Raw genomic sequence first — 24,717 nt, 5'->3', positions numbered from 1 at the left:
CTACCACCCCTTCGTCGCCGTGCCCCTATGAAAATAGCCGGTGCGACCGACAACTCTGGGCAGTCTCCGGAGGACCAACCCCAGGTGGAGGGTTTCTAACGGCTGTTGAGATAGGCGAGTACGGCCAGTACGCGGCGGTTGTCGTCGTCCGACGGCGCGAGCCCCAGCTTGGCGAAAATGGAGGCCGTGTGCTTGGCCACGGCGCTCTCGCTCAGATAGAGCCGCTGGCAGATGGCCGTGTTGGAGCGCCCTTCCGCCATGGCCTCCAGCACCTCCCGCTCGCGCGGCGTGAGCGCCGCCAGCGGCTCGTTCCTGGCGTTGCTGGCCAGCAGCTTGGCGATGACCTCGGGGTCCATGGCCGTGCCGCCCTCGGCGACCCTGCGTACGGCGTCGATGAACTGCTCGGCGTTGAAGACCCGGTCCTTGAGCAGATAGCCGATCGCGCCCGAGCCGTCGGCCAGCAGCTCGCGTGCGTAGAGCTGCTCGACGTGCTGGGACAGCACGAGGACGGGCAGCCCGGGCACCTGCTTCCTGGCCGCGAGCGCCGCCTGCAGCCCCTCGTCCGTGAACGTGGGCGGCAGCCGCACGTCCACGATCGAGACGTCGGGCCGCAGCTCCAGCAGGCCCCGCAGCAGCTCGGGCCCGCTCTCCACGGCCGCCACGACCGAGAAGCCATGGGCCTGGAGCAGGTGGACCAGCCCGTCTCTGAGCAGGTAGAGGTCCTCGGCGATGAGTACGCGGTTCTTCATCAGCACCCGGGGTTGATCGGAAAGACACGCGCGAACCGGAGCTCGCGGTTGTGGTTGTGGCTGGAGGGTATCCAGATGGCCAGGATGTGCATGCACAGGCCCAGGGCGATCATGCCGAGGATGACCGGCCACTGCCAGGGCCCGGGCATGTGCAGAGCGAGGAACCAGCTCTTCTCCCCGATGCCGAACGTCTTCATGACGCCGGCCACGATTCCCTGAGGGAAGGTCGGGCACCAGGCCGTGGCCCAGAGGAGCACGACGATGGCCGCCTTCCAGCGCGGCAGCTTGGGCAGGCTGCCCGCCCAGTGCTCGGGCAGCACCCGGGGCAGCTCCATCGACACGGTGGTGGGGCCGCCCGGCGGGCTGTTCAGCGCGAGCAGCCCGTCGAAGGCGGCCAGCCGCCGCTCGATCCCGGACAGGCCGCTGCCCTTGGCCGGGTCGGCGCCGCCCATGCCGTCGTCGGTGACCGTGACGCGCAGGTTGGGGCCGTTGGTGCTGAGGTCCACCGTCGCCGTGCGCGCGTCGCCGTGCCGGGCGGCGTTGGAGAGCAGCTCGCTGACCGCGAAGTACACCGCCGCCTCCACCGGCGCCTCCGGCCGGTGCGGCAGGTCGACCTCCACCGTGACCTGCAACGGGCTGTCCATGGCCAGCGCGCGTACCGCGTCGGCCAGCCCGCGCTCGGCCAGCACCGGAGGGTGGATGCCACGGATGACCCGGCGCAGCTCGGTCAGCGTCTCGGAGGAGGCGTCCCGGGCCTTCGACAGCAGCGCCTTGGCCGCCGCGGGGTCGTCGTCGACGAGCTGCTCGACCGCTCCCAGCGTCATGCCGATCGCCACCAGCCGGGCCTGCGTGCCGTCGTGCAGGTCCCGTTCGATCCTGCGCATCTCGGCCGCCTGCGAGTCGGCGGCCAGGTTACGCGTCCGCGTGAGATGGCTCACCTGGCTCGCCAGGCGGCTGGCGACGGTCGCGCGGAGCATCAGGTCGCTCCAGAGGGCGTAGACCCGCAGGCCACGCTCGGGGAGCGTGATGAACGCCGGCAGCAGCGCCAACTTCACCACCGGTTCGAGCACCAGCCAGATCGTGTCGCGCCAGGTCGCCGGGTCGGAGATCAGCCACTTCCACCGGTTGTTCCAGGCGGGGATCCGCGGCGTCTTGTAGAGGGTCCGGTCGGAGCGGTACATGCCGTCCGCTTGCGGCACCGGAGGCGGGGGCTCGGGCAGGTACGGGGACTCGATGTGGACGTCGGTCCAGTCCCGCATCAGCCGCCGGTTGAACTCGGCCATTCTCCTGACCAGCCGGACCTGCGGCGCATACAGGAACACCATGCCCATCCCGAACGACAGCAGCAGCATGGCGAGGCTGAGCACGATCGCCGGCACCTCGACGAGGAGGAGCGCGAGCAGCGCCGCGACCTGACCGAACCTTCGGAGCAGCATGCCCCCAGTCTGGGCCAACGGGCGCGACCGGACCATTGCACCTAGGTACACCCTTGCCCGACACCCAGCAGGATTCCCCGGCGAAGGCCGTGTTCCTAGCGTCGTCTGCATGAAGGTCATCGAAGTCAGGAACCTGCGCAAGCAGTACCCGAACCACCTGGCGGTCGACGACGTGTCGTTCGAGGTCGCGGAGGGTGAGATCTTCGGCATCCTCGGCCCGAACGGCGCGGGCAAGACCACCACCGTCGAGTGCGTGGCCGGCCTGCGCGTGCCCGACGGCGGCACCGTACGGGTGGCCGGGCTGGACCCGCGGCTCAACAGGGGCGAGCTGCGGCACGTGCTGGGCATGCAGCTGCAGAGCGCGGCGCTGCCCGAGAAGATCAAGGTGTGGGAGGCCATGGACCTGTACGCCTCCTTCTACCCCGACCCCGCCGACTGGTCCGAACTGCTCGAACGGGTCGGCCTCGGCGCGAAGCGCGACACGGCGTTCAAGAAGCTCTCCGGCGGGCAGCGCCAGCGGCTCTCCGTCGCGCTGGCGCTGGTCGGCAGGCCGCGCGTGGCGGTGCTGGACGAGCTGACCACCGGGCTCGACCCGCAGGCCCGCAGGGACACCTGGGAGCTGGTCGAGCAGGTACGCGACTCGGGCGTGACGATCGTGCTGGTCACCCACTTCATGGAGGAGGCCGAACGCCTCTGCGACCGGCTCGCGCTCATCGACGCGGGCAAGGTGGTGGCCACGGACACGCCTGTCGGGCTCATCGCGCAGGTGGGCGGGGAGCAGCGGCTGAGGTTCCGGCCGTCGGCTCCCATCGACGACGCGGTGCTCCGGGCCCTGCCGGAGGTGCGGGAGGTCACGAGGAGCGGCGAGCAGCTCGTGGTGAGCGGCACCGGCAACCTCGCGCCGGCCGTCACGCTCGCCCTGGCCCAGCACCAGGTCGTCCCTGGAGACCTGCGGATCGAGCAGACCACGCTCGACGACGCGTTCCTCGCGCTCACCGGAAGGAAGCTGTCATGAAGCTGCTCCTCGTGGAGATCAAGCTGCACCTGCGCGAATGGCCGTTCCTGATCTTCACGATCGGGCTGCCGGTCGCGCTCCTGCTCGTGCTGGGGCTCAGCATCCCGGCCATGACCCAGCGCGCGGCGTCGGGGGAGAGGGCCGTGGACACGCAGATGCCGAGCATGATGACGCTGCTTGCGCTGCTGGTCCTGGCCTGCAACGTGGTGCCCGCCGTGCTGACCGCGTACCGCGAGCAAGGGGTGCTCAGGCGGATGTCCACCACGCCCGTGCACCCGGGACGGCTGCTGGGGGTGCAGCTCCTGATCAACCTGATGGTCGGGGCGGTCACCACGACCCTGCTGATCGTGACGGGCTCGCTGGTGTTCGGGTCGGCGGCGCCGCGGCAGTGGGTGGGGTTCGTCCTGGTCTTCCTGCTCGGCAGCGCCGCGTTGCAGGCCATCGGGCTGGTGATCGCTGCGGTGGCCCCCAACGCGAAGGTCGCGCCGGGGATCGGGTCCGCGGTGATGTTCCCGCTGATGTTCCTGGGGGGCATGTGGGTGCCGCGCGACATCATGCCGGACGCGCTCCGGACGGTCAGCGACTACTCCGTCGCGGGCCCGTTCGCCCAGGCGCTCAGGGACACCTGGGCGGGTCACGCGCCGCAGGCCGCGCATCTCACGGTGGTGGGCGCCGCGCTGCTGATCTTCGGTGGGCTGGCCGTGCGGCTGTTCAGGTGGGAGTGAGGCTAGCGCCCGGCCCAGACCGGGCGCGCGCCGGTGACGTTGGTCATCAGGGAGTAGAGCGAGGACGAGGCCGTGATGAACATCCGGTTGCGCTTGAGCCCGCCGAACACCAGGTTGGCCGTGGGCTCCGGCAGCTTCAGCCGGCCGATCAGCGTACCGTCCGGGTCGTGGCAGAGCAGCGCCCTGCCTGCCGCGGCCCAGACGCGGCCCGTGTCGTCGAGCCGCAGGCCGTCGAAGTTGTCCTGCTCCGTCCCCTCGGTGAAGACCTTGCCGCCCGCCAGCGTGCCGTCCTCGCGCACGTCGAACACGCGTACGTGCCTCATCCGCGTGTCGGCGACGTAGAGCCGGCTCTCGTCGAGCGAGAACGCCAGGCCGTTGGGGCGGGCGAAGTCGTCGGCCACGACGCGGACCTCGCCCGTCACCGGGTCGGCGCGGTAGACGTGACAGCCGTCGATCTCCTGCTCGGCGGCGTAGCCCTCATAGTTGCTGAGGATCCCGTACGGCGGGTCGGTGAACCAGATCGACCCGTCGGAGCGGACCACGACGTCGTTGGGGCTGTTGAGCCGCTTGCCCTCCCAGCGGTCGGCGATGACCGTGATCGAGCCGTCGTGCTCGGTCCGGGTGACGCGGCGGTTGCCGTGCTCGCAGGAGATCAGGCGGCCCTCGCGGTCGAGGGTGTTGCCGTTGGTGTAGCCGGACGGCTGGCGGAACGGGCCGACCGCGCCCGTCATCTCGTCCCAGCGCAGCATCCGCTCGTTGGGGATGTCGCTCCAGACCAGGAACCGGCCGGCCGGGAAGTAAACAGGGCCCTCCGCCCAGCGGGTGCCGGTGTGGAGGCGTTCGACATAGTCGTCTCCGCCTACCCCGGCGAACCGCTCGTCGAGCACCTCGAACTCAGTGGGGATCGTGTCCGTCATACCGTCCACCATATGCTGTTCGACATCTCCGGCATATCACTGGATAGCATTCGGTTGTGGATGATATCGACAGGATGCTGATCGGCCTGCTGCAGGAGGACGCGACGCGGTCGTACGCGGTGCTGGGCAAGGCGGTGGGGCTGTCCAGCGGGGCCGCCCACGAGCGGGTGCGCAAGCTGCGCGAGCGCGGGGTGATCAGGCGCACGACGATCGAGGTGGACCAGGCGGTGCTCGGGCGCGCGGTGACGGCGTACGTGCTGGTGGACGGGAGCACCTGGATGGGCGACAGCGCCGACCGGCTGGCGGCGATCCAGGAGATCGAGGAGGCGCACGTCATCGCGGGTCCCGCGTCGGTGCTGCTCAAGGTCCGTACGGCCGGGACGGTGGAGCTGCAGGACGTGCTGCGCCGGGTGTTCGGGGTGGACGGGGTCACGGGGACGCAGACGATCGTGGTCCTGGAGACGCTGTTCGAGCGAACCCTCAAGTAATCTCCAGGTATGACGAAGGTCGCCTGGAACACCAAGGAGCTCACCGTCGGCCAGCTCGCCGAGCGCAGCGGGGTCGCCGTGTCCGCCCTGCACTTCTACGAGGCCAAGGGGCTGATCAAGAGCCGCCGTACGGCCGGCAACCAGCGCCGGTACACCCGCGACAGCCTGCGCAGGGTCGCGTTCATCAGGCTGGCCCAGCGCATCGGCATCCCCCTGAAGACCATCAAGGACGCCCTGACCGAGCTGCCGGACGAGCGCACGCCCACCCGGGACGACTGGGCCCGGCTGTCGGCGGCCTGGCGCGGGGAGCTGGACGACCGGATCGAGCAGCTTCAGCGGCTGCGCGACGATCTCACGGACTGCATCGGGTGCGGCTGCCTGTCCCTCGACCGGTGCCCGGTGGCCAACCCGCACGACCGGCTCGGCGACGAGGGCCCGGGCGCCCGCCGCATCGACACCCGCCTCTGCCCACCCCAGTCCTGCGCCCCCAACCCCGGCTGCGCCCCCTACACGGAAACGCCCCTCCCCACGGCCTCCTGACGCTTGCCCTGGGGGACCCGGCGCCGGGCCCCGCCTCCAGCTCCCTGCGGAACCCACGGCCGGGCCCACTCTGGCTCCCGACAGACCCCGCGGCCGGGCCCGCCTCTGGCTCCCGGCGGGCCCCACGGCCGGGCCCGCCTCTGGCTCCTGACGGACCCCACGGCCGGGCCCGCCTCTGGCTCCTGACGGACCCCGCGGCCGGGCCCGCCTCTCGCTCCCGGCGGGCCCCACGGCCGGGCCCGTCTCACACCCCGGGCGGGCCCCACGGCCTGTCCTCCTGAACTCCCCCCAAAGGACCCCAGCCGAAGTACGGTGGCGCACTTCGGCAAAAGGGGCGGCCGTCAGCGGGCGGGCTTGGCCGGCGGGACGATGAGCGTCGGCCGGTGAGCGTGATGGAGCACGTGGTTGGACACACTGCCCAGCAGCACCGACCGCACCCCCGCCAACCCCCGCGACCCCGTGACGATCACCGAGGCGTCCACATCATCCGCCACGTCGACGATCGTCTTCCAGATCGACTCGTTGTCAGCCACCGCCCGATAGGTGACATCCGAGAGCCCGGCCGCGATGGCCAGCTCGGCCCCCTCCCGGGCATGCTGCTCCGCCTGCGCGTGCGACTCGTCCTCGGTGTTCTGGTCGAGGACGCCCGCCGCCAGCGGATACTTCTTCAGCTGCACGAGCAGCGGCTCCCACACCGTGACGACGACGGTGGGCTCGGCGGCGAGGTGCTTGGCCGCGAACTCGATCGCGGTCCGCGAGTCGGCCGAACCGTCGTAGGCGACAAGGATGGTCATGGCATTCTCCCTTTCGCTTCACTCTTTCGCTAAAGCACTGAAGCGATCAGGCGCCATTCCGGAGCCGGCTGTCTCCTTTGTCACACCCCGGGGGTCAGGACTCGGTGAGGGCGATGAGGATGTGTTCCATGCAGGCGTGCCCCGCCCGCTCGGCCGCCGCCGCGTCACCCGCCGCGATGGCGCGGGCGATGGCGTCGTGCGGGATGTAGCTCTTGTTGAGCGAGGTCCCCGCGGCCGTGATGCTGGCGCGCAGGGCCGCCGAGAAGTCCTCGTACAGGTCGATCAGCACGAGGTTGTGCGTCGCGTGCGCCACGGCCATGTGGAAGGCCAGGTCGGCCTCCACGAAGTAGTCGGGGTCGTCCAGCTCCCAGGCCCGGTCCCGCTCGGCCAGGGCCGCCTCGATGCGCTTGATGTCGTCATCCGTGCGCCGGGTGGCGGCAAGGCGCGCGGACTCGACCTCGAGCGCGCGGCGTACCTCGAGGATCTCGAGCTGCTCGGCCTGCTTGAGCCGCCGCAGCATCGCGCCGGACAGCTCGCTGGTCGCGCGGACGTAAGTGCCGTCCCCCTGACGGCACTCGAGCAGCCCTGCGTGCGTGAGCGCGCGTACGGCCTCCCGAACGGTGTTGCGGCCCACCCCGAGTTGCTCGGCGAGCACCGTCTCGGTCGGGATCTTGCCGTTCATTGGCCACGACCCTGAGGTGATCTGCTCCTTGAGCTGATCGATCACCTGGTCGACGAGCGAAGCCCGCTGCGCCGTACGCAGACTCACAGTCCGCCTCCTCCGGGGAAACCAATCATCCTATGAGTCAATGACTGGTAGACCCTAATTATTCCAGACTCAAAACGCCAAATCTGGAGCTCCTGGAGGATCAGCGCGAAACTGCGGCGTCTACGGTCACCCCCGCCATGGCGGAACGGACTCCGGCGGCTTCGAGGGCTTTACGATATGCGGCGGTCTGTTGTGCTCTGGACCCGGCCCTGCCGTAGAGGTCGCCCAGCTCACGCCAGCAACGCGCGGCCTGCCGGTCGGAGCCGAACACCGGCCGGTCGAGCGTGTCGAGCGCCTGGTGGGCGTCGCGCAGGTGCGCGGAGGCGTCGCCTCCCTCGTCGAACGCGACGGTGGCCAGCACGAGGTGGGCCTCGGCGGGCGTGGTGCCGGCGCGGTCGTGCGACAGGCCCAGGGCGGAGGTCGCCAGCTCGCTCGCCCGCGCCGAGGCGCCGGTCCGCAGCATGACCCGCGCGTGCACGATGAGGCTCTCGCCGTGCTCGCGCGCCGTGCCGGGGAACGTGGCGAACGCCTCGGTGGCGGCCGAGACGAGGCGCTCGGCCTCGTCGGCCGGCACCGAGGTCAGCCTGGACCAGTGCATGGCGGTCCTGGCCAGCTGCAGCGACAGCCGGGCCTGGCGGCCGGCCATGATGGCGTCGTCGGCGAGGCGCACGGCCAGCGCCGAGTCCTCCCCGGCAGCGGCGGCGGCGCTCGCGTGCCACAGCGCCTGGATCTCTCCGGAACGGTCCACAACTTGAGGAACGCCGGTCAGCTCCAGCACCCGCTTGACGTATCCCAGCTCGCGGGACTCGCTCTCGCGCTCGCTGCGTGCCTCGACCAGAGCGGCTGCCAGGTCGACGGCGATCTCGCCCTGCGTGATGGACAGCCGCTCGGCCTGCTCGAGGGCGGCGGTGGCCAGGTCGCGGGCCCGCAGGCGGTCGCCCGCCCGCTGGTAGCAGCGGCTCAGTGCGATCGTGAGCGGGAGGTCGGCCAGCCGCTCGGGGTGAGCCGCGGCCTCCCTACGCAGGCGTTCGAACGCCTCCACCGCCTGGCCGAGGCGACCCTGGGCCTCGAGCGCGCGCGCCCTGCCGAACCGGGCGTGCGCCGTCAGCATGGCGTTTTCCTCGTCGGCCGCCTTCACGATCTCCGTGAAGCGGTCGGCGGCGACGGAAGGATCGCCATGCTGCAGCTCGAGCTCGGCGTGACGCAGGCCGAGCTCGGTGTCGATGCGCTGCCGAGGCTCGATCCCGTGAAGGAGGAACTCGGTCGTGCACCCCAGCCGCTCGGCCAGCAGCCGGGCCACGACAGGAGTCGGCGTGCGCTTGCCCGACTCAATGAGCGAGACATAACTGTCAGACAGGTCGGGTCCGGCCAGTTGGGCCTGGGACATCCGCCTGTTCAGCCGCAGTCCGCGGACGCGGTCACCGATGGTTCCCTGACTCGGCATCTCATCTCTCAAGGCGGGGAAGGGTCAACAACACGCAATGATTGCATGAAGTGGCCGAATCGGGTATCCCCGAGTGAAGAATTCCCCGCGAGGAGATTAATCGTCGCTCTCGTCCTTGCTGGGAAAAAGCATCCCGCACACCTCGAGGTACAGCGTCTCGGGGTACGGAATGTACTCCACGGTCGAGAGTGCCTGGTCCTGACCTGCTGACTCGAGGATGAACTCACCGTAACCGAGCATGCGCCCAAGCAGACTTCTTTGGAAGCTCATGTCGGTGACCTTGCCCAAAGGCATCATCGCGACCTTACGGGTGATCAAGCCCGTTGTCAGCAGCATGCGCTTCGAAGTCACCACAAAGTAATCGACCGACCACTCCGCGACTTTCCACACGAAACGCACCAGAAGCAGGAGCCACAACCACCACACGACGACGAGCGCCGTGCCACCCTGATCGCTGCCTCCGAAGAACTTGCTGAGCAAGCCCGCGACGATCAGGCCGGCGAGCACCTCGGCAACCGGCCGTAGCAAGATCGCAGGGTGCCGCCGGACCATGATGAACTGTTGTTCTTGGGGGAGAAGGTATCGGTTGACCGACGACGGGGCGGAGTCCCCGTGGGTCACAAGTCTCATGACAGGCTGTTCACAAATTGAGCCAGCGAGTCTGCCGCGTTGAACACCGTGTCGAACGCTCCTCTCACCGCGTCCGCGGCGTCAGATGGTCGCGCGAACAGGTAGTACGCGACAAATGCGATACCACCGTATGTGAGGACTTTTTTGACCTGCACCGTCGCCTCCGTGCCCTTACCCACTCCACCCGCCCTATACATTACCCACCCGGATGCCCGGGTAAAGATGCCTTGGCGGTATAGATCCGATCTTGATCAGCCGCGTTCGCTGGCCACCAGGGCCAGGACGTGAAGGTGCTTGCGTGCGATGCGCTCTACAAGGCTTGGATGGGCGTAACCGGTGACCTCCAGCGCGCCGTAGTGCGCTGCTTCAACGCAGCGCGTTACGGTGGTCGCGGAGTGGATGCCGGCGAACTCGTCGCACAACACAGTTTCCACCTCCGCGTACGGAGCCGGCTCCGCCTCGCTGTGATCGCTCATCGTGCTCCCCCACGCGCATGCGGAAGTTGCCTTCCTGCCTCTTCGTACCCACGAAACAACAGTATGTAACGAAGAGATGACTGCCTGTGACGGGAAAGGTGCTTTTCAGGCCACGTGTGGCGTCAGACCACGCCGTAGAGGCGGTCGCCCGCGTCGCCGAGGCCGGGCACGATGTAGCCGTTCTCGTTGAGCCGCTCGTCGAGCGCGGCGGTCACCACGCGGATGGGCTTGCCCGAGTTGGCGAACACCTTGTCCATGTACGCCAGGCCCTCGGGGGCGGCCAGCAGGCAGATGGCCGTGACGTCGATCGCGCCCCTGTCGAACAGGAACTGCACGGCCGCCGCCAGCGTGCCGCCGGTGGCCAGCATCGGGTCGACGACGTAGCACTGGCGCCCGGACAGGTCGTCGGGCAGCCGCGTGGCGTACGTCTCGGCCTGGAGGGTGGACTCGTTCCTGATCATGCCGAGGAACCCGACCTCGGCCGTGGGCAGCAGCCTGGTCATGCCGTCGAGCATGCCGAGCCCGGCCCGCAGGATGGGCACCACCAGGGGGTACGGCTTGGCCAGTCGCACGCCGTGGGCGGGGGACACGGGCGTCTCGACCGTGACGTCGGTGGTCCGCACGTCGCGGGTGGCCTCGTACGCGAGCAACGTCACCAGCTCGTCCGCGAGCCTGCGGAAGGTCGGCGAGTCGGTGCGGACATCGCGCAGCGTGGTCAGCTTGTGGGCCACGAGCGGATGGTCGACGACGAGGGTTTCCATAAACGGCAAGGCTATCCGCTGGGGAACGTGCATGGGGACCCCCCCACCTGCGGTGGTTCTGCCCACGCCGTAGCCTCAGGTCATTGGTTTTGATCACAATTTAGTCCGAGAGGCACACGCTTCGTGCGCGGGTCTGGAACGATTGGGTGCTGGTGATATCTGTCGTGTCAGAGGTCGGGTGGAGATGGCGATGACAGACGAAGACGACGCTCTCGACTTCGCCATCGTGGTTTATCGCGAGGACGAATGCTGGGACGCCGAGCTCCTGCCGGTCGTGCTCACGTCCGACCTGAAGGGGCTGATCCATGCCCTGCGTCAGCAGCCGAGCGAGAGCGGGACGATCGGCCTGGTCGCCGTGGGCGACGAGTTCTTCGTGGCGCTGCGGGTCCTGGGCGAGCGGGTGGACGTGTTCCTGTCCGACATCGCCGCCTCCTGGGACTTCCCGCTGGCCCGCCAGGTTCTCGACTACCTCGACGTGCCGGTGCCCGACGAGGAGGAGCTCGACGAGATCCTCCAGGACGAGGAGACCGTGCTCCCCGCCGGAGATCTGTCGATCTTCGCCGATCTCGGGTTGGACGAGATGGAGCTGGGCATCCTCTCCGGCGACATCGACTTGCTGCCCGAAGATGTGCTGTCCAGCATCGCCGCGCGGCTCGGCTTCTCCGAGCCGTTCGAGCGTGCCATCGAATCGGTCTTCGGCTGACCCCCTGGAGCTCGGACATGGCGTCCAACACCTTCTCTGCGGCTTTCGTCAGGACCTCGGACGGCTGGAGCGGCGCCGAGATCGATCTGGGTGAGGCCGAGATCGTCGACGATCTCGGCGACGCGGTCACGGAGACGCTGGGGCTGTCCGGTGACGAGCTGGCCCTGCTCTGCGTCGAGGTCGAGGACGAGTGGTTCGCGATCGCCCGCTACCGGGGCGAGGAGGAGCCGCGCGTGTTCCTGTCGGACGCTCACGCCATCTTGTCCGACCCGCTCGGCGAGCTGTTCGCCGAGTTCGCGGGCGTGGCGCCCGACAAGGAGGCCAACGGCATGGGCGTGCGCCCGGCCGGCGACTTCGAGCTGCTCAGCGACCTCGGGGTCAGCTCCGAGGAGCTGCTGGAGCTGAGCATGGAGGAGGGCATGCTGCCGGCCGACATCCTGTCGGTGATCGCCGAGCGGCTGGCCTTCGCCGACGAGCTCGACCGGCTGCGGTGACCGAGCTCCTGCCGTGACGTACGAGGAGGCCATGCGCCTGGCGCTGGCGGAGGCGGTCACGGCGGAGGCCAGGGGAGAGATCCCCGTGGGGGCGGTGGTGCTCGACCCGCTCGGCGAGGTCCTGTCCGCGGCGGGAAACGACCGCGAGTCCTCCGCCGACCCGACGGCCCACGCCGAGGTGCTCGCGCTCCGGCAGGCGGCCCTGCGGCGCGGGCAGTGGCGGCTGGGCGGCTGCACGCTCGTGGTGACCCTGGAGCCCTGCACGATGTGCGCGGGCGCCGCTGTGCTGGCCAGAGTCGACCGGATCGTGTACGGCGCGGTGGACGAGAAGGGCGGGGCCGTGGGCTCGCTCTGGGACGTCGTACGCGACCGCCGGCTCAACCATCGCCCCGAGGTCGTCATGGGAGTGCTGGCGGACGAGTGCTCCTCGGTACTAAAGCGGTTCTTCGCTACTCGCAGGATCCGGTAAGCTCGTGCGCGGTGGTGTCGCCTAGTGGCCGAGGGCGCACGCCTCGAAAGCGTGTGATGGGGCAACTCATCCGTGGGTTCAAATCCCACCACCACCGCCACCAGAAGGGCCTCCGACCTACGGGTCGGGGGCCCTTCGTCTGTCAAGATCACGCAGACTGTGCAAGGGCCTGAAGGGGCGCGTGAGCTACCGCGTCACCTGGTAAATCGACGGCAGGCGTGCCGGCGGTGCGTGGGCCGCCGCCGACGTCCCCACCGTGGGCGAGGACAAAGACACCATCCTGCCCACCGGCAGCTTCGCCGGCACCCCGAAGAAGCCCAGCCGGCATGGCCGGATCACATCGCGCACACGTTGAATCCAATTGATGGGATGGATCCATCCTCTCGCTCGTTGCCGGTGATGTCCAGGTCAGAGATCTAACGAGAGTCTCGCAGCAAAACGACCCTTGGGGTAGACAGTGCCCCGGATTCGGCCTATAAATACATCCCATCTCTTCATGTCGGTGACACACGGATGCCGCCGACATGAAACACCCCCCGCTTCGGGATCAGTGCGAGGAAGTGCCGATGAGACTCACAACTGTCCTGTGCTCCACTGCCTCCGCCGTGTCCGCGCTGGTGTTGCTCAGCGCCTGCAGCAGCTCCGGCACCACGGCCACGTCGAGCGACACGCCACTGGTCGGCGTGGACTACCCACGCTCCGACACCGACTTCTGGAACTCGTACATCAAGTACACGCCCGAGTACGCCAAGGAGCTCGGCCTCTCGCTCAAGACCACCAACTCGCAGAATGACGTCGCCAAGCTGACCGCCAACGCGCAGACGTTCATCAGCCAGGGTGTGAAGGGCCTGGCGATGGCTCCGCAGGACACCGCCGCCATCGCCCCGACCCTCGCGCAGCTGGAGGCGAAGAAGATCTCGGTCGTCACCGTCGACACCCGCCCCGACAGCGGCAAGGTTTACATGGTCGTCCGCGCCGACAATCGTGCCTACGGCGAGAAGGCGTGCCAGTACCTGGGCACCAAGCTGGCCGGCAAGGGCAAGGTCGTCATGCTTCAAGGCGACCTTGCCTCCATCAACGGCCGTGACCGCACCGAGGCGTTCAACGACTGCATGAAGAAGAACTACCCAGGCATCACGGTGTTGGGAGAGGCCACCAACTGGGACGGCGCCGTCGCCGCGCAGAAGCTCCAGACAGACCTGACCGCCCACCCGGACATCAAGGGCGTCTACATGCAGTCCAGCTTCGCCCTGTCCGGCACGCTCCAGGTGCTCAAGCAAAAGGGCCTGTTGGTCGGTCCCGAGGACGCGAAGCACGTGTTCGTCGTCTCGAACGACGGCATCCCCGAAGAACTCAAGTCCATCGCCGAGGGCAAGATCGACGCCACCGTCTCCCAACCGGCCGACCTCTACGCCAAGTACGCCCTGTACTACCTGAAGGCCGCAATGGACGGGAAGACGTTCAAGCCGGGCAAGACCGACCACGACAGCACCATCGTCCAGGTCCGTGACGGCCTGCTGGAGGACCAGCTCGCAGCCCCGCTCGTCACCGCCGACGGCGGCACCTACGGCGGTGTCCCCAGCCTCAAGAGCACCGACACGTCCCTGTGGGGCAACAACCTCGGCTGAGGCTCAGAGCTCGTCAGGAAACAGAACGGCTCACGAACACAAGGCGGTTGAGATGAGCGACGGGGAGCAGACAGTCACCCCCGCGCCCGCCCCGGCGCACGACGGGAGAGCCCCGGCCGGCCCTCCCGTCGTCGAGGCGACGGGCATTGTCAAACGATTCGGTCCGACGGTGGCTCTGAACGGCGCCCGGATCACCATCATGCCCAACGAGACCCACGCGCTGGTCGGCCGCAACGGGGCCGGCAAGTCGACCCTGGTGTCCGTCCTCACCGGGCTTCAGGCCCCGGACGAGGGAACGGTCACCTTCGGCGGCGGCCCGGCGCCCCGGCTCGCGGACCGCGACGCCTGGCGGCAGCGGGTGGCCTGTGTTTACCAGAAGTCGACGATCATCCCCACGCTGACCGTCGCCGAGAACCTCTTCCTGAACCGGCATGAGCACGGCCGGAGCGGGCTGATCAGCTGGCAGGGCGTGCGCAGGCGAGCGCGGGAACTGCTGTCGACCTGGTCGGTGGACGTGGATCCGCAAGCTCCGGCCGGCGATCTCAGCGTGGAACAGCGGCAGTTCGTCGAGATCGCCCGTGCGCTGTCCTTCGGAGCCCGGTTCATCATCCTCGACGAACCGACCGCGCAACTCGACGGCGCGGCGATCAACCGGCTCTTCGAGAGAATACGCGATCTGCAGCGCCAGGGCGTGACCTTCCTGTTCATCAGCCACCACCTCCAGGAGATCTACGAGATCTGCGACATGGTGACGGTGTTCCGAGACGCCCAGCACATCCTGACCGCACCGGTCGCCGAACTTCCCCGCACCGAACTCATCGCCGCCATGACCGGCGAGGCGGCGGCCGACAGGCGCGAGGAACGGGCGAGCGCCCTCGACGCCGGCGCGACGTCGGCGCTGAGCGTCCGGGGCCTCACCGGCCAGGCCTACGAGGACGTCACCTTCGAGGTGGGCGCCGGCGAGATCGTCGGCCTGGCCGGGGCCGCCGGCAGCGGTCGCATCGAGGTCGCCGAGACTGTCGTGGGGCTGCTGGCCGCCGACGGCGGCGAGGTCGAGATCGCAGGGCGGCGGCCACAGCCGGGCAGCGTGCCCGCCGCGCTCGCCGCCGGCGCCGGGTTCGTCCCGCAGGACCGGCACCACCAGGGTTTCGTACCCGACATGTCGATCGCGGACAACGCCACGCTGTCCGTGCCCAAACGGCTCGGCCGGGGAGGGTTCCTGAGCCGCGACCGCCGGGACCAGCTCGCCGAGGGCATGATCGAGAAACTGGCGATCAAGACCTCAGGCCCCGACCTGTCGGTCTCCGCGCTGTCCGGGGGCAACCAGCAGAAGGTCGTCATGGCCCGCGCCCTCGCCGACGACCCCCGGCTGCTGGTACTGATCAACCCGACCGCAGGCGTGGACGTGCGCTCCAAGGAGTTCCTCCTCGGCAAGGTCGAGGAGACCGCGGAAGGCGGCACCGGAGTGCTCATCGCCTCCGACGAACTCGACGACCTGCGCATGTGCGACCGGGTCCTGGTGATGTTCCAGGGCCGAGTGACCTCAGAGATCGCCCGCGGCTGGCACGACCACGACCTAGTGGCCGCGATGGAAGGAGTGGACCTCAATGCCTGAAACCGCCCTCGCGGACACGCCCGCCCCCAAGCCCACGAAGCCCGAGGCCGGGCGGAAGGGGCTGTTCGGCGGCCGGATACCCGTGGCCCGGCTGCGCGACCTCGCCCTGGTTCCCGCGATCGTCGCGATCGCGATCGTCGGCCAGATCGTCAACCCGGTCTTCCTCCAGGGCGACAACCTGATCAATGTCCTGCAGACCATGTCCGAGATCGCCCTGCTGGTCCTCGCCCAGACGATGATCCTGATCGTCAAGAAGATGGACCTGTCTCTGGAGTCCACCATGGGCCTCGCGCCCGGCGTCGCCGCCCTGCTGGTGGTTCCGACCGGCGTCGGACCCGGCCTCGGGCTCCTCCCCGGCGCCTGGTCGATTCCCATCACGCTGGCCGTGGGTGCGCTCATCGGCGTGGTCAACGCCCTGCTGATCATCCGCTTCGGCCTCAACGGCTTCATCGTCACCCTCGGCATGCTGATCGTCCTGCGTGGCGTCCTCACCGGCATCTCCGGCGGCCAGACCTTCTTCCAACTGCCGGAGTCGATGCTCTACCTGGGCACCGCCCAGTGGTTCGGGATACCCGCCTCCATCTGGATCTGCCTGGTGCTGTTCGCCGTCGCGATCGTCGTCCTGGGCTGGACCAGCTTCGGCCGCTCGCTGTACGCCATCGGCGGCAACGTCGACGCGGCGAAGGCGGCCGGTATCCGCACTGACCGGGTGCTGTGGATCGTCATCGTCACCGGCAGCCTGCTGGCCGCACTCGCCGGGCTGATGCTTTCCGGGCGTCTCGCCTCCGTCGCCTCCGCGCAGGGCAACGGTTACATCTTCACCGTGTTCGCCGCCGCCGTCATCGGTGGGATCAGCCTCAACGGCGGCAAGGGCACCATGTTCGGCGCCTTCAGCGGCATCCTGCTGCTCTTCATGATCCAGAACGTGCTCACCCTCGCGGGTGTCCCCGCCCAGTGGATCGGCGCCCTCAACGGCCTGATCATCCTGGTCGCGCTGACCATCTCCCGCATCACGGGCGGCAAGGTCCAGGAGTGAACCGGGCGGCCCCACGCCGCCGTACGCCGCCCCATCTTTGTTCCGTCGCAGGAGGTCGTGTCGCCGCCTGCCGCCACAGGAGTTGCTGCCATGTCCTCTGCTGTGTCCGCATCCGCCCGCATCACCGCGCTCGACGTCATGGACGTCCGGTTCCCGACGTCCGAGCATCTGGACGGATCGGACGCGATGAACCCCGAACCCGACTACTCGGCCGCCTACGTCATCTTGCGCACCGACGCCGGTGACGGACTGGAGGGTCACGCCCTGGCCTTCACCACGGGCCGTGGCAACGATGTCCAGGCCGCCGCCATCGCGGCCCTGGCCCCGCATGTGGTCGGATTGTCCGTCGACGAGGTCTGCGCCGACCTCGGCAAGTTCTCCCGCTCCCTTGTCCACGACCCCCAACTGCGCTGGCTGGGCCCGGAGAAGGGCGCCATCCACATGGCCACCGGCGCCGTCGTCAACGCCGCATGGGACCTCGCGGCCAAGCGGGCCGGCAAGCCCGTCTGGCGGTTTCTCGGCGAGATGTCGCCAGAGGATCTGGTCGCCCAGATCGACTTCCGCTGGCTGAGCGACGCCCTCACCCCAGAGGAGGCGCTTCAGATCCTGCGCCGCGCCGAACCGGGCCGCCAGCAGCGCATCGCCCACCTGCTGGAGCGCGGCTACCCCGCCTACACCACCACCCCTGGCTGGCTCGGCTACTCCGACGAGAAGCTGGCCCGCCTCGCCCGCGAGGCCGTCGCCGACGGCTTCACCCAGATCAAGCTGAAGGTCGGCGCGGACCTCGAGGACGATCTACGGCGTATGCGCACTGCTCGTCAGACAGTGGGCGAGGGCATTCGCATCGCGGTCGATGCCAACCAGAGATGGGACGTGCAGCCCGCCATCGACTGGATGCGCGCCCTGGCTCCATATCAGCCGTACTGGATCGAGGAGCCCACCTCCCCGGACGACATCCTCGGGCATGCCGCCGTTCGCAAGGCGGTCAGCCCCATCAAGGTCGCCACCGGCGAGCACATCGCCAACCGGGTTGTCTTCAAGCAACTCCTCCAGGCGGGCGCGGTGGACATCGTGCAAATCGACTCGGCACGGGTCGGCGGCGTCAACGAGAACATCGCGATCCTGCTGCTCGCTGCCAAGTTCGGGGTGCCGGTCTGCCCGCACGCGGGCGGTGTGGGCCTGTGTGAGATGGTGCAACACCTGTCGATGTTCGACTACGTCGCCGTCTCCGGCACGGTCGAGGACCGGGTCATCGAGTACGTGGACCATCTGCACGAGCACTTCGTCGACCCGGTCCGCGTTGTGGACGGCCACTACCTCGCCCCGGCCCTGCCCGGACTCAGCGCGCAGATGCATCCGGAGTCTCTCAAGGAGTACGCCTACCCCGACGGCCCGGTCTGGACCGCCCGTGTCTGACGCCCTGGTCGTCCAGTGCGTCACGTCCGTGGCCGAGACACGCGAGCTGCCGGCTCTGGCCGACGAGAACCCGCTGATCGGCGCGGTCGTCGGCTGGGCAGACCTGACCTCCCCGGCGATCGGTGACGTGCTCGCTGCCACTGCGACCACCTTCTACGGCCTGACATCCGCCGGCGGGAGGACCGCCCCATGCTCCTGACCGAACTGCTGCACCCTGGAATCCTCGAAGCCCTGGCCGGAGCCGGCCACGGCGCCCGCGTCCTGCTCGCCGACGGCCACTACCCCGCCAGCACCGCCACCGGCGAGCGTGCCAGGACGGTCCACCTCAACCTGGCCCCCGGCCTGCTGGCGTCACCGTCGTGCTCGACGTCCTGCTGCGGGCCCTGCCCGTCGAGTCGGCCCAGGTGATGGTGCCCCCCGAGGGCGCACCGGAGCCGCCGGCCATCACCGAGTACCGCTCGAAGCTGGCGCCCGTCCCGGTCGAGAAACTCAGCCGCTTCGAGTTCTACGACGCCGCCCGCTCACCCGACCTGGCGCTGGCGATCGTCACCGCCGACATCCGTACCTACGCGAACCTGCTGCTGACCATCGGCGTTCGCACTGAAAGGACCGTGAGAACACGATGACAATCGCCGTCCGTTACACGGCTGCCCGAACCCTGGACACGGCGCCCGTCGAACCCACCTCCCCCGGACCGGGTGAGGTCGAGCTGGCCCCCGCCTACGTCGGCATCTGCGGCACCGATCTACACATCTTCCACGGTGACATGGACGCCCGGGTCAGCACACCCGCGGTCCTGGGGCACGAGATGTCCGGCCGTGTCCTCCGTGTCGGGCCGGACGTCGAAGGCTGGCGGCCCGGCGACGCGGTCACCGTGATGCCGCTGCGCTGGGACGACAGCTGCCCTGCCTGCCGCGCAGGCAACCGGCACATCTGCCAGCACCTGGATTTCATCGGTATCGACTCCCCGGGAGCGATGCAGCAGCGCTGGATCGTGCCCGCCGCCACCCTCGTACGGCTGCCCGACTCGCTCCCCCTGGACCGCGCCGCGCTCGTCGAACCCACTGCGGTGGCGGTACACGACGTCGGCCGGGCCCGGGTGCGGGACGGTGAGCGGGTGGTCGTCGTGGGCGGTGGACCCATCGGCATCCTGATCGCGCTGGTCGCGCGTGCCACCGGTGCCGAAGTCCGCGTGGTGGAGCTGAGCGGACACCGGCGGATCCTGGCGCAGAAGTTGGGGCTGACCGCCTGGAACCCGGCTGCCGAGGACGTGCCCGAACTGGTCCGGCAGTGGACCGGCGACGCAGGCGCGGATGTCGCATTCGAGGTCTCCGGCGCGGCAGGCGGTGTGGACACCGCGGTCCAAGTGCTGGGCGTACGCGGCCGGCTGTGCCTCGTGGCCATCCACCCCCGGCCTCGAGAGGTCGACCTGCATCGGTTCTTCTGGCGCGAACTGACCCTCATCGGGGCAAGGCTGTACGACCGTTCGGACTTCGAGAAGGCGGTCACGCTGGTTGCCGACGCCACCATCCCCGCCGAGCAGCTGATCAGCAAGGTGGTACCACTCACCCAGGCGCCCGCCGCGTTCGAAGCGCTCGAGGCGGGTGGTGACGTCATGAAGATCCTCGTGAACTGCACCGACGACGCACAGGGAGCAGCCGTATGACTGCCTTCGACCTCACGGGAAGACTTGCCGTTGTCACCGGCGCCCGGCGCGGCATCGGCCGGGCCATGGCCCGGGCGCTGGCCGAGGCCGGCGCCGACGTCATCGGCGTCAGCGCCAACCTGGAGGGGTCCGGCAGCGCCGTCGAGAAGGACGTCGTTGCCGCAGGCCGTACCTTCGAGGCGATCCGCACCGACTTCGCCGACCCAGAGGCCGTCCGGGCCCTGGCCACGGACCTCGCTGGACGTGAGCGACCGGTGGACATCCTGGTCAACAACGCGGGCACCATCCGCCGCGCCCCGACGTCCGAACACGCCGACGCCGACTGGGAGCTGGTCCTCCAGGTCAACCTCAGCGCCCAGTTCACCCTGACCAGGGCGGTGGGCGCGGCGATGGTGTCCCGAGGCTACGGGAAGATCATTTTCACGGCGTCGCTGCTCAGCTTCCAGGGCGGCATCAATGTGCCCGGCTACACCGCCGCCAAGCACGGTGTCGCCGGCCTGACCAAGGCGCTGGCCAACGAGTGGGCCCCGCACGGCGTCAACGTCAACGCCATCGCGCCCGGCTACATCGCTACCGACAACACTCAGGCTCTCCAGGACGATCCGGCGCGCAGCCGGGCGATCCTGGACCGCATCCCGGCCGGGCGGTGGGGCACCGCCGACGATCTCGCGGGCGCCACCGTGTTCCTGGCCTCCGACGGCGCCGCCTACGTGCACGGCGCCGTCCTCCCCGTCGACGGCGGATGGCTGGGCCGATGACCGTCGGCGCCGGCACCGTGCTCTCCCCCGAGCAGGTGTAGCACACCTTGCGACACCGGAAGATCACGAACACCTCTGTCGAGCTCAGCGAACTCGGCTTCGGGGCCTCCGTCATAGGCAATCTCCACCGCGTCACACCGGCCCTCGACGCGGCAGCCGCGGTCGAAGCGGCCTGGGACGCGGGCATCCGGTACTTCGACACAGCACCCCACTACGGCCTGGGCCTGTCCGAGCGCCGCCTGGGCGCCGCGTTGCGGGACCGTCCGCGGAACGAGTACGTCATATCCTCCAAAGTGGGCCGTCTGCTGGTGCCCAACGAGCGGCCGCGCGGGGTCGACGACGAGGGTTTCGTCGTCCGAGACGACCTGCGCAGGCAGTGGGACTTCAGCCGGGACGGGGTACTGCGCTCCATCGAGGCGACACTGGAGCGCACGGGCCTCGATCGTCTGGACGTCGTCTACCTGCACGACCCCGACGACCACTGGAGGCAGGCCGCCGAGGAGGCCATGCCCGTCCTGGCGGAGCTACGCGGCCAAGGAGTGATCGGCGCCATCGGCGCCGGCATGAACCAGTCAGCCATGCTCGCCCGCTTCCTGCGTGACACCGCCGCCGACGTGGTGATGCTCGCCGGCCGCTACACGCTCCTCGACCAGTCGGCATTGGACGACGTCCTGCCCGCCGCTCAGGAACTGGACAAAAGTGTGGTGGCGGTCGGTGTGTTCAATTCGGGACTGCTCTCCCTCGACCGGCCCGCCCAGGGCATGAAGTACGACTACCGGGACGCGCCGCCTGCTCTGGTCGCCCGTGCCCTGGCGATCGCCGAGGTCTGCGTGGCGCACGGCACGACTCTCCCGGCAGCGGCGATTGCCTTTCCGTACACCCATCCCCATATCATCAACGTCACCTTGGGCATGCGGAATGCTGAGCAGGTCGCGAGGAACGCTGAACTCCACCGTCGGCACATCCCCGAAGGCCTTTGGGAGGACCTTCGTGCCCAAGGATTGATCAGATCCGACGTGCCTGCCGAGAAGGGGCACCAGAGGAGTTCGCATTGTCTTTGACCGACAAGGCCATTGAGCAGATCCGGGAACTGATCCGCACCGGGGCCCTGCCGCCGGGTTCGAAGCTGCCACCGGAACCGGACCTGGCCGCTCAACTGGGCCTGTCCCGCAACCTCGCACGGGAAGCGGTCAAGGCACTGGCCGTCGCGCGAGTCCTGGAGATCCGGCGGGGGGACGGCACGTACGTGACCAGCCTGCAGCCGAGTCTGCTCTTCGAGGGTCTCGGCGGGGCTGTGGAGCTGCTGCAGGGCGACTCGGCCGCCCTGCAGGATCTGATGGAGGTACGTCGGCTCCTCGAACCGGTCGCCACAGCACTGGCCGCGATCCGGATCTCCGACGAACAACTCGCCGAGGTGCAACAGCACTTGGACGCCATGCGTGAGGCCCGCGACGACGTCGAACGGCTCAACGCCCACGACGCGGCCTTCCACCGTGCCGTCGTCTCAGCCACGGGCAACGACACGCTGCTCACCCTCCTGGAGGCCATCTCCGGCCGTACGTTGCGCGCCCGCATCTGGCGTGGCCTCGTTGACGCCGACGCTGCGGGCCGCACCCTCGCCGAGCACGAGGCGATCTTCACGGCCCTGTCCACCCGTGACGCCGCTCTCAGCCAGGCCGCTGCACTGCTGCACGTCAACAGCACCGAACGGGGATTGAGGGAATACCTGCGCACCACCGAATCCCTCCCCCGCTGAGCGCGGCCGGCACCGCGGCGACGGTGGGATCGAATGGCGGGGGTGGCCCCACCAGGTCAGGCGGGGGCTTTCCAACATCATTTATGGCGCGCATACGAAAAGGGAGCCGCGGCATTCGCGGCTCCCTTTTTCGTTTCTCAGTTGGGCAGCTCGAGGACCCTGGCGTGCAGGATCGATCTTTGGTGCAGGGCCGCGCGCAACGCGCGGTGCAGGCCGTCCTCCAGATAGAGCTCGCCCTGCCACTGCACCACGTGCGGAAAAAGGTCTCCGTAGAAGGTGGAGTCGGCGGCGAGCAGCGAATGCAGGTCCAGTACGGCCTTCGTGGTGATCAATGAGTCGAGCCGGACCTGCCGTGGAGGGATCTGCGCCCACTCCCGGTTCGAGAGACCGTGGTCGGGATAAGGGCGGCCGTCGCCGACAAGCTTGAAGATCACCCCCCCGATTTTAGGAGAGAATCCGATTCCTTGCGTTGTCCGGGAGCGTCAGCGCAGGTCGCCCGGTTCGCAGGCGCCCGCCGAGCCGTTTTCGTAGCCGCGCTGGAAGGCGTTGACGCGTTGCTCGGAGCTGCCGTGCGTGAACGATTCAGGATCGATTCTGCCTTGCGTGCGTTGCTGGATTCTGTCGTCGCCGACCGCCGCGGCGGCGTCCAGGGCTTCGGAGATATCCGACTGGGTGAACGGCTTCTCGTAGAAGCCGGTCTTGACCGCGTTGTGCGCCCAGACGCCGGCGTAGCAGTCCGCCTGGAGTTCGGTGGAGACGGAGGAGCCGCCGGTGTCGAGCGCGCCGAGCAGATTCTGCACGTGGTGGCCGTACTCGTGGGCGATCACGTACGCCTGCGCGAACGGGCCGCCCTTGGCGCCGAACTGGGTGTGGAGCTGGTCGAAGAAGCTCAGGTCGAGATAGACGCGCTGGTCGCTGGGGCAGTAGAAGGGGCCGACCGCCGAGCTGGCCGTGCCGCAGCCCGTACGTAACCGGCCGGAGTAGAGGATGGTCTTCGCCGCCCGATATCCCGAAATTTCCTGCTTCCAGTAGTCCTGGATGCTGTTGACCACGCCCACCACCCGGCACCGCTCCGACTGGTCGGCGTCCTTGCCCGTCTGGCACTGCCCGGACAGGTTGGACGGGGACCGCCGCTGCTCGGGCTCGCCGCCACCGCCGCCGCCCACGTTGTTCAGCACGACGACCAGCACGAGCACGATCAGGCTGACGATGCCGCCACCGCCGAGGATCATGCCGCCGGGGAAGCCGCCGCCACCACCACCGCCCGAATAACCGCCGCCGGCATCCTCGACCTGTGAGGAGTCGAGTTCGACGTCGTCCCTGAAATCCATACTGACGTCCCTTCTGGGGATGCGACCGCATGACAACTTCCCCACAGGGCGGTATCAAATACCTCCGGAGAACGTGTCGCACCGCTTGGGGTCCCCGCTGTCGTACCCGACGGTGAACCAGCTCTTCCGCTGCCGCGACGTGCCGTGGGTGAAGGCGTCGGGGGTCACCCGGCCCTGCGTGCGGCGCTGGATGCTGTCGTCGCCCACCGCCGAGGCCGCGCTGAGCGCCTGGTCGATGTCCGTCTGGGAGAACGGCTGCCGGAAGAAGCCGGTCTTGACCGCGTTGTGCGCCCAGACGCCCGCGTAGCAGTCGGCCTGCAGCTCCAGTCGCACCGACGGGCTGCCGGCGCCCGGCCTGCTGTCGGGGCCGACCCTGTTCATGGTGCCGAGCAGGTTCTGGACGTGGTGGCCGTACTCGTGGGCGACCACGTACGCCTGCGCGAACGGACCGCCCTCGGCGCCGAAGTCGCGCTGGAGCGTGTTGAAGAACGACAGGTCGAGGTAGACCTTGCGATCGACGGGGCAGTAGAAGGGGCCCACGGCGGCGTCGGCCGTGCCGCAGCCGGTCTCGACCGCGTTGGAGAACAGCACGGTCCTGGCGGGCCTGTACGTGCGCCCGCGCTCCTGGAACGCCTGCCGCCAGTACGACTGGATGCTGTTGACCGTGCCGACGACGCGGCAGTCCTCGGACTGCTCGGCATCGGCGCCCGTCCGGCACCGCGCCGCCAGGTTTCCGGTCGGGGCGGCCCCCGGCCACGTGGCCGGGGCGCTCGGCTGCAGCCCACCGCCCTGCGGCCCGCCTCCCTGGCCGCTGAACGGCGAGGGGATGACCCCGAACAGGAACAGCCCGGCCGCCGCCAGGATCAACATCAGGCAGCCGCCGCAGCCGCCGCGTCCGCCGATGGGCAACGTGCACCCGCCCGGCATCCCGCCCCAGCCCGGCTGCGGACCCGAGGCCCGTACGTCCTCGACCTGCGACGGATCGAGTTGCGCGTCGTCGTCGAACTGCATTCCTCCCTACTCCCCAGCAACGGATCGAATACGCAGCGCGACGAAAGGGGGATGCGCGCGACCGGATATGTCCGCTAATCTGCCGATATG

Annotated in this window: 29 protein-coding genes, 1 tRNA gene and 1 pseudogene; 18 read left to right on the top strand and 13 right to left on the bottom strand. The window is 68.9% G+C overall.

Features of this window, described 5'->3' with window-relative positions; genetic code table 11:
- Window positions 1-95: 95 nt before the first annotated feature.
- Window positions 96-749, bottom strand: coding sequence for a response regulator (locus tag H4W80_RS35095; protein ID WP_192788996.1), 654 nt, complete (start codon window positions 747-749; stop codon window positions 96-98).
- Entirely contained in the window at window positions 749-2,185 is a 1,437-nt protein-coding gene (locus tag H4W80_RS35090; RefSeq protein WP_192788995.1) for a sensor histidine kinase, read from the bottom strand. The genes H4W80_RS35095 and H4W80_RS35090 overlap by 1 nt, the downstream gene beginning before the upstream one ends.
- A 109-nt stretch (window positions 2,186-2,294) precedes the next feature.
- Between H4W80_RS35090 and H4W80_RS35085 the strand changes: the two genes are divergently transcribed.
- The gene (locus H4W80_RS35085) at window positions 2,295-3,200 is read left to right on the top strand and encodes an ABC transporter ATP-binding protein (RefSeq protein WP_192788994.1); all 906 of its coding nucleotides are present in this window, start codon (window positions 2,295-2,297) and stop codon (window positions 3,198-3,200) included.
- Window positions 3,197-3,925 carry an ABC transporter permease gene (locus tag H4W80_RS35080; protein WP_192788993.1) on the top strand — a complete coding sequence of 243 codons (729 nt, stop codon included), beginning with the start codon at window positions 3,197-3,199 and terminating at the stop codon, window positions 3,923-3,925. Before H4W80_RS35085 ends, H4W80_RS35080 begins: the two co-directional genes overlap by 4 nt.
- Before the next feature lie 2 nt (window positions 3,926-3,927).
- Here H4W80_RS35080 and H4W80_RS35075 read toward each other — a convergent pair whose 3' ends face one another.
- Window positions 3,928-4,842 (bottom strand): SMP-30/gluconolactonase/LRE family protein, encoded by a 915-nt coding sequence (locus H4W80_RS35075; protein WP_192788992.1) that lies wholly within the window; start codon window positions 4,840-4,842, stop codon window positions 3,928-3,930.
- A gap of 56 nt (window positions 4,843-4,898) precedes the next feature.
- Here H4W80_RS35075 and H4W80_RS63910 point away from each other — a divergent pair, with 56 nt between their 5' ends.
- Window positions 4,899-5,330, top strand: coding sequence for an Lrp/AsnC family transcriptional regulator (locus tag H4W80_RS63910; RefSeq protein ID WP_318787207.1), 432 nt, complete (start codon window positions 4,899-4,901; stop codon window positions 5,328-5,330).
- A gap of 9 nt (window positions 5,331-5,339) precedes the next feature.
- Window positions 5,340-5,870 (top strand): redox-sensitive transcriptional activator SoxR, encoded by a 531-nt coding sequence (soxR, locus tag H4W80_RS35065; protein WP_192788991.1) that lies wholly within the window; start codon window positions 5,340-5,342, stop codon window positions 5,868-5,870.
- Window positions 5,871-6,211: 341 nt separating this feature from the next.
- Here the strand turns inward: soxR and H4W80_RS35060 are convergent, their stop codons facing one another.
- The 7 genes from H4W80_RS35060 to upp form a co-directional block, all read right to left on the bottom strand.
- Window positions 6,212-6,664: a universal stress protein gene (locus H4W80_RS35060; RefSeq protein WP_192788990.1), complete on the bottom strand. Its 453-nt coding sequence runs from the start codon at window positions 6,662-6,664 to the stop codon at window positions 6,212-6,214.
- A 94-nt stretch (window positions 6,665-6,758) separates the two neighbouring features.
- A complete protein-coding gene (locus H4W80_RS35055; protein ID WP_192788989.1) occupies window positions 6,759-7,433 on the bottom strand; it encodes a FadR/GntR family transcriptional regulator in 675 nt (224 codons plus the stop codon).
- A 100-nt stretch (window positions 7,434-7,533) separates the two neighbouring features.
- Window positions 7,534-8,877 carry a helix-turn-helix domain-containing protein gene (locus tag H4W80_RS35050; RefSeq protein ID WP_192788988.1) on the bottom strand — a complete coding sequence of 448 codons (1,344 nt, stop codon included), beginning with the start codon at window positions 8,875-8,877 and terminating at the stop codon, window positions 7,534-7,536.
- A 96-nt stretch (window positions 8,878-8,973) separates the two neighbouring features.
- Window positions 8,974-9,507: a PH domain-containing protein gene (locus H4W80_RS35045; RefSeq protein ID WP_192788987.1), complete on the bottom strand. Its 534-nt coding sequence runs from the start codon at window positions 9,505-9,507 to the stop codon at window positions 8,974-8,976.
- Window positions 9,504-9,686: a hypothetical protein gene (locus H4W80_RS35040; RefSeq protein ID WP_192794450.1), complete on the bottom strand. Its 183-nt coding sequence runs from the start codon at window positions 9,684-9,686 to the stop codon at window positions 9,504-9,506. Before H4W80_RS35040 ends, H4W80_RS35045 begins: the two co-directional genes overlap by 4 nt.
- 72 nt (window positions 9,687-9,758) lie before the next feature.
- On the bottom strand, window positions 9,759-9,983 hold the full coding sequence (locus H4W80_RS35035) for a hypothetical protein (RefSeq protein ID WP_192788986.1): 225 nt from the start codon (window positions 9,981-9,983) through the stop codon (window positions 9,759-9,761).
- A 122-nt stretch (window positions 9,984-10,105) separates the two neighbouring features.
- Window positions 10,106-10,744, bottom strand: a complete 639-nt coding sequence (upp, locus tag H4W80_RS35030) for a uracil phosphoribosyltransferase (protein WP_192788985.1) — start codon at window positions 10,742-10,744, stop codon at window positions 10,106-10,108.
- A 184-nt stretch (window positions 10,745-10,928) separates the two neighbouring features.
- On the opposite strand from upp, the gene H4W80_RS35025 reads away from it, so the two are divergent.
- The 14 genes and pseudogenes from H4W80_RS35025 (at window position 10,929) to H4W80_RS34960 (ending at window position 22,285) form a co-directional block, all read left to right on the top strand.
- Window positions 10,929-11,447: a tRNA adenosine deaminase-associated protein gene (locus H4W80_RS35025; protein ID WP_192788984.1), complete on the top strand. Its 519-nt coding sequence runs from the start codon at window positions 10,929-10,931 to the stop codon at window positions 11,445-11,447.
- Window positions 11,448-11,464: 17 nt separating this feature from the next.
- On the top strand, window positions 11,465-11,941 hold the full coding sequence (locus H4W80_RS35020; protein ID WP_192788983.1) for a tRNA adenosine deaminase-associated protein: 477 nt from the start codon (window positions 11,465-11,467) through the stop codon (window positions 11,939-11,941).
- Between the two features lie 31 nt (window positions 11,942-11,972).
- Complete coding sequence (gene tadA, locus H4W80_RS35015; RefSeq protein WP_192793921.1) at window positions 11,973-12,410, top strand: tRNA adenosine(34) deaminase TadA; 438 nt, start codon at window positions 11,973-11,975, stop codon at window positions 12,408-12,410.
- Between the two features lie 10 nt (window positions 12,411-12,420).
- Window positions 12,421-12,510: transfer RNA gene (locus H4W80_RS35010), tRNA-Ser, on the top strand.
- Window positions 12,511-12,976: 466 nt separating this feature from the next.
- Window positions 12,977-14,038, top strand: coding sequence for a sugar ABC transporter substrate-binding protein (locus tag H4W80_RS35005; protein ID WP_192788982.1), 1,062 nt, complete (start codon window positions 12,977-12,979; stop codon window positions 14,036-14,038).
- 52 nt (window positions 14,039-14,090) lie between these two features.
- Complete coding sequence (locus H4W80_RS35000) at window positions 14,091-15,653, top strand: sugar ABC transporter ATP-binding protein (RefSeq protein WP_192788981.1); 1,563 nt, start codon at window positions 14,091-14,093, stop codon at window positions 15,651-15,653.
- Window positions 15,646-16,689, top strand: a complete 1,044-nt coding sequence (locus H4W80_RS34995) for an ABC transporter permease (RefSeq protein WP_192788980.1) — start codon at window positions 15,646-15,648, stop codon at window positions 16,687-16,689. The genes H4W80_RS35000 and H4W80_RS34995 overlap by 8 nt, the downstream gene beginning before the upstream one ends.
- 90 nt (window positions 16,690-16,779) lie before the next feature.
- Complete coding sequence (locus H4W80_RS34990; RefSeq protein ID WP_192788979.1) at window positions 16,780-18,105, top strand: L-fuconate dehydratase; 1,326 nt, start codon at window positions 16,780-16,782, stop codon at window positions 18,103-18,105.
- Window positions 18,098-18,304 carry a hypothetical protein gene (locus H4W80_RS61445; RefSeq protein WP_225963830.1) on the top strand — a complete coding sequence of 69 codons (207 nt, stop codon included), beginning with the start codon at window positions 18,098-18,100 and terminating at the stop codon, window positions 18,302-18,304. Before H4W80_RS34990 ends, H4W80_RS61445 begins: the two co-directional genes overlap by 8 nt.
- A pseudogene (locus tag H4W80_RS64705) lies at window positions 18,295-18,731 on the top strand (RbsD/FucU domain-containing protein). Before H4W80_RS61445 ends, H4W80_RS64705 begins: the two are co-directional and overlap by 10 nt.
- A complete protein-coding gene (locus H4W80_RS34975) occupies window positions 18,728-19,771 on the top strand; it encodes a zinc-dependent alcohol dehydrogenase (protein WP_192788978.1) in 1,044 nt (347 codons plus the stop codon). Before H4W80_RS64705 ends, H4W80_RS34975 begins: the two are co-directional and overlap by 4 nt.
- Window positions 19,768-20,529, top strand: coding sequence for an SDR family oxidoreductase (locus tag H4W80_RS34970; protein WP_192788977.1), 762 nt, complete (start codon window positions 19,768-19,770; stop codon window positions 20,527-20,529). The genes H4W80_RS34975 and H4W80_RS34970 overlap by 4 nt, the downstream gene beginning before the upstream one ends.
- 47 nt (window positions 20,530-20,576) lie before the next feature.
- Complete coding sequence (locus H4W80_RS34965) at window positions 20,577-21,590, top strand: aldo/keto reductase (RefSeq protein ID WP_192788976.1); 1,014 nt, start codon at window positions 20,577-20,579, stop codon at window positions 21,588-21,590.
- Entirely contained in the window at window positions 21,587-22,285 is a 699-nt protein-coding gene (locus H4W80_RS34960) for a FadR/GntR family transcriptional regulator (RefSeq protein ID WP_225963829.1), read from the top strand. Before H4W80_RS34965 ends, H4W80_RS34960 begins: the two co-directional genes overlap by 4 nt.
- Before the next feature lie 137 nt (window positions 22,286-22,422).
- Here H4W80_RS34960 and H4W80_RS34955 read toward each other — a convergent pair whose 3' ends face one another.
- From H4W80_RS34955 to ypfJ (H4W80_RS34945), 3 genes are read right to left on the bottom strand one after another with little or no spacing between them, the layout of a single operon-like run.
- Complete coding sequence (locus tag H4W80_RS34955) at window positions 22,423-22,719, bottom strand: type II toxin-antitoxin system VapB family antitoxin (RefSeq protein ID WP_185069514.1); 297 nt, start codon at window positions 22,717-22,719, stop codon at window positions 22,423-22,425.
- 48 nt (window positions 22,720-22,767) lie between these two features.
- On the bottom strand, window positions 22,768-23,616 hold the full coding sequence (ypfJ, locus tag H4W80_RS34950; RefSeq protein ID WP_192788974.1) for a KPN_02809 family neutral zinc metallopeptidase: 849 nt from the start codon (window positions 23,614-23,616) through the stop codon (window positions 22,768-22,770).
- A gap of 54 nt (window positions 23,617-23,670) precedes the next feature.
- A complete protein-coding gene (ypfJ, locus tag H4W80_RS34945) occupies window positions 23,671-24,627 on the bottom strand; it encodes a KPN_02809 family neutral zinc metallopeptidase (protein WP_192788973.1) in 957 nt (318 codons plus the stop codon).
- Window positions 24,628-24,717: the final 90 nt, after the last annotated feature.

Origin of the sequence: Nonomuraea angiospora, from assembly GCF_014873145.1 — a bacterium.
In the GTDB taxonomy this organism is placed as follows: Bacteria; Actinomycetota; Actinomycetes; order Streptosporangiales; family Streptosporangiaceae; genus Nonomuraea; species Nonomuraea angiospora.
Note: the sequence above shows the minus strand (reverse complement) of the source record. Positions and strands in the feature narration are given on the sequence as shown.